This window comes from Streptococcus sp. SP1 (assembly GCF_030440005.1).
In the GTDB taxonomy this organism is placed as follows: domain Bacteria; phylum Bacillota; class Bacilli; order Lactobacillales; family Streptococcaceae; genus Streptococcus; species Streptococcus parasanguinis.
In genome coordinates, this window is sequence record NZ_JAQFJJ010000015.1 from 43,312 (window position 1) to 54,782 (window position 11,471).

Sequence of the window (11,471 nt, forward strand, 5' to 3'; positions counted from 1 at the left end):
ATGAAAAAAATAATGTTTACTGGTGGGGGAACCGTGGGACATGTGACCCTTAATCTCCTCTTGATTCCAAAATTTATCGAAGATGGATGGGAAGTCCATTATATTGGGGACAAAAAAGGAATCGAATACCAAGAGATCAAAAAGTCTGGATTAGAGGTACGATTCCATTCAATTGCAACGGGGAAATTGCGTCGCTATTTCTCTTTCCAAAATATGATGGATGTTTTCAAGGTAGCTTGGGGAACGCTTCAATCCATAGCAATCCTACTTCGTGTGCGTCCGCAAGTTCTCTTTTCAAAAGGTGGATTTGTATCGGTGCCACCGGTGATCGCAGCCCGTCTCACTCGTGTACCTGTCTATATCCATGAGTCTGATCTTTCTATGGGATTGGCCAATAAAATTGCTTATAAATTTGCTACCAAGATGTACACGACCTTCGAGCAAGCTCATGGTTTGACAAAGAGTGCGCATATCGGTGCGGTGACCAAGGTCACAGATCCTGTTTCTCCAACTTCAGAAGTTTTAGAAGAAAAAACAAAAGGATTTCGAAAAGAGTTGCCGACCCTTTTATTTGTCGGAGGATCAGCAGGTGCGCGTGTCTTTAATGAATTTGTGACAGAGCATCAAGCAGAGCTCTTGCAACAATACAATATCATCAATTTGACAGGCGATTCAACATTGAATCAGGCTGAGGGTGGCTTGTATCGAGTAGATTATGTAACCGATCAGTATTTGCCCATGCTCCAGAAGGCCGATTTAGTGGTGACTAGAGGTGGGGCCAATACCTTGTTTGAACTCTTGGCCATGAATAAACTCCACCTGATTGTACCGCTAGGAAAAGAAGCCAGCCGTGGCGATCAGATTGAAAATGCCCAGTATTTTGTGGATAAAGGTTATGCAGAGCAATTGCAGGAAGATCAATTGACGCTCGAAACCTTTAATGAAACCATTCAAGAAATGTTGAAGCAAAGCCAAGTCTACCACCAAGCAATGGAAAAATCGACGGAACTCCTTTCACTAGACGATTTTTATGGCCTGCTTCAAAAAGATATCAGTAAGGGAAAAGATGACGGACGACAATAAAAAAACACCAACGGATGACAAAATTACAGAATTGTCAGCCTGGCAAAAAAGAAATAAAGAATATTTAGAAAAAAAAGCCTTAGAAAAAACGGAAGAGTCTAAAGCTGTGGAAACTGAAAGAGAAGAAGCAAAAGAAAACGAAGATCTTTCAGAAAAAGAAATAGCTTCTGTCTCAGAGGAAGAAACTGACGAAATAAAAGAGTCTGAAGAGGAAAATAAATCTGAAGTCGAAGAGGATCCAGAAACGGATGGGGAAAGTTCAGATGGAGAAAAATACGATCCAGCTATAGAGGAGCTAGATCATTTAGAGAAGCAAGTGAAAAAGCCTTCATTTTTTGAACGCTTGAAGACGAAAAAATCGAAGAAGGAACCGGCAGTGGCAAAACGTCATATCTATCGTGCCCTTCCTGTTTTAGGGATTAGCTCGTTGGTTGCACTTCTTTCTCTTTATTTCTTAAGTCCTTTATCTACACAAAAAGTGATTGAATTTTCTGGAAACAAAGTGGTTGATCAGCAACAATTGTATAAAAAAAGCCAGATCAAAGAAGAAGATTATACTCTGACGACCTTTATTCATAAGTCGATTTATGAACAGAATATGAAAGCAGCTAGCCCGTGGATCAAAGAAATACATATGAATTATCACTTTCCAGTGACCTTTAAGGTCAATGTGACAGAACATAAAGTGGTTGCTTATTATGTTACGGGAGAAGATCACTACCCAGTATTAGAAAATGGTGAGGTGGTCGAAATAGTCACTCCAACGTCTGAATTACCGTCTTCTTATACTAGTTTGAAGTTTTCAGATCGGGAATTGATTAGACAATTTGTAAAAGAAATGTCGTCCATTTCCTCTTCAATCACCAATGGTATTGTTTCTGTTGATTTGACACCTAGTAAGGTAACGAAGGATCTGGTGACTATTACCATGAAAAATGAAAATAAAATCTTGATTCCTATTTCGCAAATTAACCGAAAACTTTCTTACTACAAGGCTATCAGTAAACAATTGGATGATGCTTCAACTATTGATATGGAAGCAGGAATTTTCAGCTATAGCGAACAATCGATCGCGGATGCGAAAGAGAAGGCCGAAAAGGAGAAAGCTGAAGCTTCCGAAAACCAAGGAGAACATTCTGAGGAATCAACGCAAGAGTCAAATACAGAGGAACGGAATCCTTCAGGAAATGACTAAAGCCCATAAATTATCTCAAATAATTAAAGAAAAAATGTCCATTATATGCTTCTTTGTGATATAATGAAGTTTGGATAGTTCTAACCAAAAGGGCTATAAATAGATGTAAAGTGAAAACAAATAAAGAGAGAGGACTGGTGTAATGGCTAGAGACGGCTTTTTTACAGGTTTAGATATCGGTACTAGTTCAATAAAAGTATTGGTGGCAGAACATGTCAACGGAGAAATGAATGTAATTGGAGTCAGCAATGCAAAAAGTGCTGGCGTCAAAGATGGAATTATAGTAGATATCGAAGCTGCTTCAACTGCAATAAAAAATGCAATCAGCCAAGCTGAAGAAAAAGCAGGGATTTCAATCAATCTAGTCAATGTTGGGTTGCCTGCAAACTTACTACAAATCGAAGCAACTCAAGGAATGATTCCAGTCACAAGCGATTCGAAAGAAATCACAGATGCAGATGTTGAAAATGTTGTCAAATCTGCACTCACAAAAAGTATGACACCGGATCGTGAGGTAATCACCTTCATTCCTGAAGAATTCACAGTAGATGGTTTCCAAGGAATTCGCGATCCACGTGGAATGATGGGAATCCGACTTGAAATGCGTGGACTTCTTTATACAGGGCCACGTACCATTTTGCACAATTTGCGTAAAACAGTTGAACGTGCAGGCTTACAAGTTGAAAACATCATTATTTCACCACTTGCTATGATCAAAACAGTCTTGAACGAAGGTGAACGTGAATTCGGAGCAACAGTGATTGATCTGGGTGGTGGCCAAACAACAGTAGCATCTGTTCGTAGCCAAGAACTTCAATTTACAAATATTTACCAAGAAGGTGGCGATTACGTTACCAAAGATATTTCTAAGGTATTGAAGACTTCTCAAAAATTGGCAGAAGGCTTGAAGTTCAACTACGGTGAAGCCTATGTTCCATCTGCTGGAAACGAAGTATTCCATGTAGAAGTCATTGGTGAAGTAGAGCCAGTTGAAGTTACAGAGAAGTACTTAGCTGAAATCATTTCGGCACGAATCAAACACATTTTTGAGCAAATCAAACAAGACCTCGAGAGAAGACATTTATTGGATCTTCCTGGAGGTATTGTGATTATCGGTGGAGGTGCGATCCTTCCTGGTGTTGAAGAATTGGCTCAAGAAGTCTTTGGTGTAAATGTAAAATTATTTGTTCCAAATCAAATTGGAATTCGCAATCCAGCCTTTGCCCACGTAATTAGTTTGTCTGAGTATGCAGGCAATTTGACAGATGTGGACATTCTTGCTCAGGCTGCTGTGCATGGAGACCAACGTCTTCGCCAGCAACCAATTCAATTTGATCGACCAGCTCAACCTCAAGCACAACCGCAACCTGCTATTCCAGCACAACCGGTAGTACCAGCTTACAACGCTGAAAAGATCGAATCTCCAGTAGCTGCACCAGAAATTCCTGCAGCGAATAGTGATAGCAATCAAGAACAAAAAGCTACATTCACAGACCGAATGAAAAATTTAATCGGTAATATGTTTGATTAAGGAGTGTAAGTATTTATGACATTTTCATTTGACACAGCAGCGGCACAAGGTGCAGTAATTAAAGTAATCGGTGTCGGTGGCGGTGGCGGTAACGCCATCAATCGTATGATTGACGAAGGCGTTGCCGGTGTAGAATTCATCGCAGCTAATACAGATGTTCAAGCACTTTCAAGTGCAAAAGCTGAAACAGTTATCCAATTGGGTCCAAAATTGACTCGTGGATTGGGTGCTGGAGGTCAACCTGAAGTTGGTCGTAAGGCGGCTGAAGAAAGCGAAGAAGTGTTAACAGAGGCTTTGCAAGGTGCAGACATGGTCTTCATTACTGCAGGGATGGGTGGAGGATCTGGTACAGGTGCTGCACCAGTCATCGCTCGTATTGCCAAAGCTGTAGGTGCTTTGACAGTAGCGGTTGTCACTCGTCCATTCGGGTTTGAAGGTTCAAAACGTGGCAACTTCGCTATTGAAGGGATCAATGAACTTCGCGAACATGTTGACACATTGTTGATTATTTCTAATAACAACTTACTTGAAATTGTGGACAAGAAGACACCGCTTCTTGAAGCTTTGAGTGAAGCAGACAACGTTCTTCGCCAAGGTGTTCAAGGGATCACTGACTTGATCACAAGTCCTGGATTGATCAACCTTGACTTTGCAGACGTGAAGACCGTTATGGAAAACAAAGGAAATGCCCTCATGGGTATTGGTGTTGGTAGCGGCGAAGAACGCGTTATCGAAGCGGCTCGTAAAGCAATTTACTCTCCACTTCTTGAAACCACAATCGATGGTGCAGAAGACGTGATCGTCAACGTAACAGGTGGTTTGGATATGACTTTGATCGAAGCTGAAGAAGCTTCAGAAATTGTGAACCAAGCTGCAGGTCACGGAGTGAACATCTGGTTGGGTACATCTATCGATGAAACCCTTAAAGATGAAATCCGCGTGACGGTTGTTGCAACTGGTGTCCGTCAAGACAAGGTAGAACGCGTCAGCGGAATTGCTTCCTCACAACGTCCTTATAAAACAGGACCACGTGAACAACGCCCACAAACTGCACCATTTGACCGTGAATTTGATTTGAAACAAGATGTTGAATTGCCAACAACTCCAAGTCGTCCAGCGGTAGAACCAAACCGTGGCTCAGCTTTTGGTGATTGGGATATCCGTCGTGAGAATATCGTTCGCCAAACTGAACCAACATCAACTCATCAAGTTGATCGTTACGTAGATTCATCTTCAGATGATGATGAATTGGAAACACCACCATTCTTCCGGAATCGTTAATCATGAATCTGATAGAGAATGCTGATCTTGTTCGGCAACAAGTAGAAACTGCAAGAAACAAAGCTAACCGTCAAGATCAAGTCAATGTGATAGCTGTCACCAAGTATGTGGATGTTGCCACAACAGAAGCACTGGTGAAAACAGGGATTCAGCATATCGGTGAAAATCGTGTCGATAAATTCCTAGAAAAGTATCAAGCACTAAAAGAGTATGATCTTACTTGGCACTTGATTGGGAGCCTCCAACGGAGGAAAGTAAAAGATGTAATCAATTTCGTCGATTACTTTCATGCCTTGGATTCGGTGAAGCTTGCTCAAGAAATTCAAAAACGAGCAGAACACCCGATCAAGTGTTTCCTCCAAGTGAACATTTCTGGTGAAGAAAGTAAGCATGGATTTGCACCCGATGAACTGGATGATGTTTTAGCAGAAATTGCACAGCTGGACAAAATTGAAATTGTTGGTTTAATGACGATGGCTCCTTTTGAGGCTAGTCAAGAAGAGTTGCAGGATATTTTTTCAAAAACTCACCAACTTCAGAAACAACTAGAAAAGAAACAATTAAAAAATATGCCTTTTTCAGAACTAAGTATGGGTATGAGTCGTGACTTTGAAGTAGCCATTGCGAACGGAGCGACTTATGTAAGAATTGGGACATCATTTTTTAAATAGGAAAGAACTATGTCATTAAAAGATAAATTTAACAACTTTATTGACTACTTCACAGAAGACGGTGAAGAAGTAGAAGTTCGCGAGGCAAAAGCAGCTGGGGCGGAAACACAACCAGTTCCACAGCCACAGCCGACTCCTCAAGTGACTTCTCCACGTCCACAGATTAGTCAAAGAGAACCAGTAAAACCAAAACCGACTCCTGTCGCACCTGTTACGACTCCAGTGTCTACAGCGGCAGTGAAGGAACCTGTTTCAACTACGAAAAATACATCTGAAAATATTACTCGCTTGCATGAACGTCAACGTGAATTGGCTGCTAATCGTGCGAATACAGATGAAAAGATTACCATTGATGTGCGCTATCCCCGCAAATACGAGGAAGCGACTGAAATTGTTGATCTATTACTATCTAATGAGAGTATCTTGATTGACTTCCAATATATGACAGAAGTACAAGCACGTCGTTGTCTAGATTATTTGGATGGGGCTCGTTATGTTTTAGCAGGAAATCTTCGTCGTGTTGCAAGTACGATGTACTTGTTGACTCCAATTAATGTAGTCGTTAACATTGAAGATATCCGCCTTCCAAATGATGTGGAAGTGACAGAATTTGACTATGATATGAAACGTAATCGTTAAGATGATTATCCTTCAATATCTATCCAATATCATTCAAATCTATTCCATTATTCTTGTCATCTATGCCTTACTTTCTTGGTTCCCTGGGGCACCTCAAAGTACTCTTGGACAAATGGTTCACCGCCTAGTTGAACCATTTTTGAGCCTTTTTAGAAAGCTACCCTTGCAGTTTGGAGGCTTGGATTTTACGGTTCTTGTAGCGCTGCTGGTTTTGAATGTATTAAACCAGTTGTTGGGGCAACTATTTCTACAATTGATTGGTTAGTATACGATGGGACAGAAAGAGATTTACCAACATTTCAATCGTGAAGATCACGAATTCATTGATCGTTGTATTGAATTGTCTGAAAGAGTGATGGAACGCTATTCTGTTGAGGTGACGGGTTTTTTAAACCCTCATCAGGTCACTATTTTACGAAATGTTGCCGCTAGCTATCAGTTACAGGTCTTTGCTTCTAGTGATGAGCAGAAAATGGAGTATGCCAAGGTCATTGTGGCTCCGGATTATTATCAATTGGATCCAAATGACTTCGATCTGGCCTTATTGGAAATGGTCTATGCTTCAAAATTTCATCACTTGAGTCATTCTCAGGTACTGGGGACCATTGTTCACCAATTAGGAGTGGAGCGCAAGTCCTTTGGAGATATTCTGACGAGTGATGGAAAGATCCAAGTGTTTGTTGAACAGCGTTTTGTTCACTATTTTATGGATCACATCCAGAAAATTTCTCGGGTACCTGTTAGGCTTAGGGAAGTTCCTCTATCAGAACAAATGATCGTAGAGGAAGAAAGCCAGCAACGAGATATTCTCGTGTCGAGTTTTCGGCTAGACAAGGTGATTGCTGGGACCTTCAAGCTTTCGCGTTCACAGGCTAGTCAGTTGATTAGTTCTGGTTTGGTGAAAGTTAACTATGCGACAACTTCCAATGTTAGCTATGCTGTAGGTCTGAATGATTTAGTCAGTGTCCGACGCTTTGGGCGTCTTAAAATTGTTTCTGAAAATGGTATTTCAAAGAGTGGAAAATACAAATTAACTGTTGAAGTACTCTTAAGTAAAAAATGAGGAGGAGTTATGGCTCTTACTGCTTTAGAAATTAAAGATAAAACTTTTGGCGTTAAATTTAGAGGGTATGATGCGAATGAAGTAGAAGAATTCCTTGATATCGTTGTGCGTGATTATGAGGATCTTGTTCGTTTGAATCATGATCAAGAAACAAAAATTCATGCCCTTGAAGAACGGTTGAACTATTTTGATGAAATGAAAGATTCATTGAGTCAGTCAGTTTTGATTGCGCAAGATACTGCTGAACGTGTGAAGCAAGCTGCTAATGAGCGTTCAGAAAATATTGTTCGTCAAGCAGAGCAAGATGCACAACATTTAGTTGATGAGGCTAAACAAAAAGCAAATGAAATTCTTCGTCACGCAACGGATAATGCCAAGAAAGTTGCAGTTGAAACGGAAGAATTGAAAAACAAGACACGTGTCTTCCATCAACGTTTGAAATCAACAATCGAAAGCCAATTGAGCATTATCGATACGCCTGAATGGGATGAAATTCTTCGTCCAACTGCTATGTATATTCAGACAAGTGATGAAGCTTTCCGTGAAATTGTTGAAAGAGCTTTGGGTGAATCAGTGCACCATCATCCAGAAAATGAGAATATCGATTTGACTCGTCAATTCTCTCCAGCTGAAATCGAAGAATTGCAAAAACGCATCGAAGCAGCTAATTTAGAATTGGGTGCAACACAAGCGTTTGAAGGTTTGAATGAAAAAGTTCAATCCGCTTTAGAAGAAGCAGAGCACGCTCGTCATGAAAATGAGGCGGTTGTTGAGGAACCGGTTCAACCAGAAGACGAAACGAATCGTGAATCTGTCAATATTTTATAATTTTGTAAAAACAGGTCCATTAATGATAGGTCTAGCGAGCAGATGATGGTGGAAGGTCTGCACTCCCTCTTAATGGATGATCCTTTTACAGTATTCGTTCTGAACCCTTGAGTAAGAACGGACGTTTCCCTCGTTACGGGATGAGAGGAGAAGGTCGCTTGCGACTTCTCGAACAAAGGTGGTACCACGAGCAATCGTCCTTTTTAGGATGCTCGTGTTTTTTTATAGCTTTTAAATCAATAAGGAGACACAATGAAACTCAAAGAAACATTGAATCTTGGAAAAACAGCTTTTCCAATGCGGGCTGGGCTTCCAACGAAAGAACCTGTTTGGCAAAAAGAATGGGAAGATGCAAAATTGTATCAACGCCGTCAAGAGTTGAATGAAGGGAAACCGCATTTTACACTTCATGATGGCCCTCCTTATGCCAACGGAAATATTCACGTAGGACATGCTATGAACAAGATCTCAAAAGATATCATCGTTCGTTCCAAGTCTATGTCAGGATTTTATGCACCGTATATCCCAGGTTGGGATACCCATGGTTTGCCAATTGAGCAAGTATTGGCTAAACAAGGTGTGAAACGCAAAGAAATGGACTTGGTTGAGTATTTGAAACTCTGCCGTGAATACGCTCTTTCTCAAGTAGATAAACAACGCGAAGACTTCAAACGCTTGGGTGTTTCAGGTGATTGGGATCATCCTTATGTGACCTTAACGCCTGACTATGAAGCGGCGCAAATCCGCGTCTTTGGCGAAATGGCCAATAAAGGTTATATCTACCGTGGGGCTAAGCCAGTTTACTGGTCTTGGTCTTCTGAATCAGCTCTTGCTGAAGCAGAGATTGAATACCATGATTTGGTATCAACGTCTCTTTACTATGCTAACAAAGTTAAAGATGGTAAGGGTGTCCTAGATACAGATACTTACATCGTTGTCTGGACAACAACTCCATTTACTGTTACAGCTTCTCGTGGATTGACGGTAGGTGCAGAGTTTGATTATGTTGTAGTGAAGCCTGCTGGATCAGACCGCAAGTACGTCGTAGCCTCTGAACTCTTGCCAAGCCTTTCTGAAAAATTTGGTTGGGAAAATGCTGAAGTTCTTGCGACTTACCAAGGGAAAGAATTGAACCATATCGTTACAGAACACCCATGGGATCCTGAAGTTGATGAATTGGTGATCCTTGGTGGGCATGTAACCCTTGATTCAGGTACTGGTATCGTCCATACCGCTCCTGGTTTTGGTGAGGATGACTACAATGTAGGGATTGCCAATGGCCTCGAAGTTGCTGTTACTGTTAACGAACGTGGAATCATGATGGAGAATGCTGGCCCTGACTTTGCAGGTCAGTTCTATGACAAGGTTGTTCCAACTGTCATCGAAAAACTTGGTGATTTGCTCCTTGCTCAAGAAGAAATCTCTCACTCCTACCCATTTGACTGGCGGACGAAAAAACCAATTATCTGGCGTGCAGTTCCACAATGGTTCGCTTCTGTATCAAAATTCCGTCAAGATATCTTGGACGAAATTGAAAAAGTGAAATTCCACTCAGAATGGGGGAAAGTGCGTCTTTACAATATGATTCGTGACCGTGGTGACTGGGTGATCTCTCGTCAACGTGCCTGGGGTGTGCCTCTTCCAATCTTCTATGCAGAAGATGGAACACCAATCATGACGGCTGAAACCATCGAACATGTAGCGCAACTCTTTGAAGAACATGGTTCGATCATCTGGTGGCAGCGTGAAGCGAAAGACCTCTTGCCAGAAGGATTTACGCATCCGGGTTCACCAAATGGCGAATTTACAAAAGAAACAGATATCATGGACGTCTGGTTTGACTCAGGTTCATCATGGAATGGGGTTGTGGTTAACCGTCCTGAGTTGACTTATCCAGCGGATCTCTACCTAGAAGGTTCAGACCAATACCGTGGTTGGTTCAACTCATCTCTTATCACTTCTGTGGCGAACCATGGTGTCGCACCATACAAACAAATCTTGTCTCAAGGTTTCGCATTGGATGGGAAAGGTGAGAAGATGTCTAAATCTCTTGGAAATACCATTGCTCCAAGTGATGTTGAAAAGCAATTTGGTGCCGAAATCTTGCGTCTCTGGGTAACCAGTGTAGATTCAAGCAATGACGTGCGTATCTCAATGGATATCTTGAGCCAAGTGTCTGAGACTTACCGTAAGATCCGGAATACTCTTCGTTTCTTGATTGCCAATACTTCAGACTTTAACCCAGCTGAGGATGCAGTTGCTTATGATGAGCTTCGTTCAGTGGACAAGTACATGACGATTCGCTTTAACCAGCTTGTCAAGACCATCCGTGACGCTTATGAAAACTTTGAGTTCTTGACGATCTACAAGGCGCTAGTGAACTTTATCAACGTTGATCTGTCTGCCTTCTACCTGGATTTTGCCAAGGATGTTGTTTACATCGAAGGAGCTAAATCCCTCGAACGCCGTCAAATGCAAACAGTTTTCTATGATATCCTTGTGAAAATCACTAAACTCTTGACGCCAATTCTTCCTCACACTGCTGAAGAAATCTGGTCTTATCTTGAGTTTGAAGCGGAAGACTTCGTTCAATTGTCAGAATTGCCAGAAGCAGAAACGTTTGCCAACCAAGAAGAAATCCTGGATACTTGGTCAGCTTTCATGGACTTCCGTGGTCAAGCTCAAAAAGCCTTGGAAGAAGCGCGGAATGAGAAAGTGATTGGTAAATCACTTGAAGCTCATTTGACTGTTTATCCAAATGAAGTTGTGAAAACACTTCTTGGAGCTGTTGATAGCAATGTTGCTCAACTCTTGATTGTTTCCGAGTTGACCATCGAAGAAGGACCAGCTCCAGAAGGTGCAGTGACTTTTGAAGATGTAGCCTTCACGGTTGAACGTGCAGCTGGTGAAGTTTGTGACCGTTGCCGTCGCATCGATCCAACAACTACTGAACGTCACTACCACGCAACCATCTGTGATCACTGTGCAAGCATCGTCGAAGAGAACTTTGCGGACGCAGTCGCAGAAGGATTTGAAGCTAAATAAAAGCCATTAAGAGAGTGGGACAGAAATCGGTAATTCGTTAGAATTCGATTTCGTCGTCCCACCTCCGCACAGTTGAGTAGGGCTGTAAAAGCTGATGAAATCAGCGTAGTAGAGCCCACTCAACCACTGCGTCTT

Annotated in this window: 10 protein-coding genes; all 10 read left to right on the forward strand. The window is 41.6% G+C overall.

Annotation, left to right across the window (positions count from 1 at the left end; genetic code table 11):
- The 10 genes from PCY07_RS08425 to ileS all read left to right on the forward strand — a co-directional run bounded on the left by PCY07_RS08425 (position 1) and on the right by ileS (position 11,336).
- On the forward strand, positions 1-1,083 hold the full coding sequence (locus PCY07_RS08425; protein ID WP_301356217.1) for a UDP-N-acetylglucosamine--N-acetylmuramyl-(pentapeptide) pyrophosphoryl-undecaprenol N-acetylglucosamine transferase: 1,083 nt from the start codon (positions 1-3) through the stop codon (positions 1,081-1,083).
- The gene (locus PCY07_RS08430) at positions 1,067-2,278 is read left to right on the forward strand and encodes an FtsQ-type POTRA domain-containing protein (RefSeq protein ID WP_301356215.1); all 1,212 of its coding nucleotides are present in this window, start codon (positions 1,067-1,069) and stop codon (positions 2,276-2,278) included. The genes PCY07_RS08425 and PCY07_RS08430 overlap by 17 nt, the downstream gene beginning before the upstream one ends.
- 142 nt (positions 2,279-2,420) lie before the next feature.
- A complete protein-coding gene (gene ftsA, locus PCY07_RS08435; RefSeq protein ID WP_003017956.1) occupies positions 2,421-3,809 on the forward strand; it encodes a cell division protein FtsA in 1,389 nt (462 codons plus the stop codon).
- Between the two features lie 15 nt (positions 3,810-3,824).
- Positions 3,825-5,090: a cell division protein FtsZ gene (gene ftsZ / locus PCY07_RS08440; RefSeq protein WP_003017936.1), complete on the forward strand. Its 1,266-nt coding sequence runs from the start codon at positions 3,825-3,827 to the stop codon at positions 5,088-5,090.
- Positions 5,091-5,092: 2 nt separating this feature from the next.
- Entirely contained in the window at positions 5,093-5,761 is a 669-nt protein-coding gene (locus PCY07_RS08445; protein WP_301356212.1) for a YggS family pyridoxal phosphate-dependent enzyme, read from the forward strand.
- Between the two features lie 9 nt (positions 5,762-5,770).
- The gene (locus PCY07_RS08450; protein WP_003005962.1) at positions 5,771-6,400 is read left to right on the forward strand and encodes a cell division protein SepF; all 630 of its coding nucleotides are present in this window, start codon (positions 5,771-5,773) and stop codon (positions 6,398-6,400) included.
- Position 6,401: 1 nt separating this feature from the next.
- Complete coding sequence (locus tag PCY07_RS08455; RefSeq protein ID WP_301356210.1) at positions 6,402-6,665, forward strand: YggT family protein; 264 nt, start codon at positions 6,402-6,404, stop codon at positions 6,663-6,665.
- A 6-nt stretch (positions 6,666-6,671) separates the two neighbouring features.
- Complete coding sequence (locus PCY07_RS08460) at positions 6,672-7,463, forward strand: YlmH/Sll1252 family protein (protein ID WP_101771007.1); 792 nt, start codon at positions 6,672-6,674, stop codon at positions 7,461-7,463.
- A gap of 9 nt (positions 7,464-7,472) precedes the next feature.
- The gene (locus PCY07_RS08465) at positions 7,473-8,291 is read left to right on the forward strand and encodes a DivIVA domain-containing protein (RefSeq protein WP_301356207.1); all 819 of its coding nucleotides are present in this window, start codon (positions 7,473-7,475) and stop codon (positions 8,289-8,291) included.
- 252 nt (positions 8,292-8,543) lie between these two features.
- Positions 8,544-11,336, forward strand: coding sequence for an isoleucine--tRNA ligase (gene ileS / locus PCY07_RS08470; protein WP_301356205.1), 2,793 nt, complete (start codon positions 8,544-8,546; stop codon positions 11,334-11,336).
- Positions 11,337-11,471: the final 135 nt, after the last annotated feature.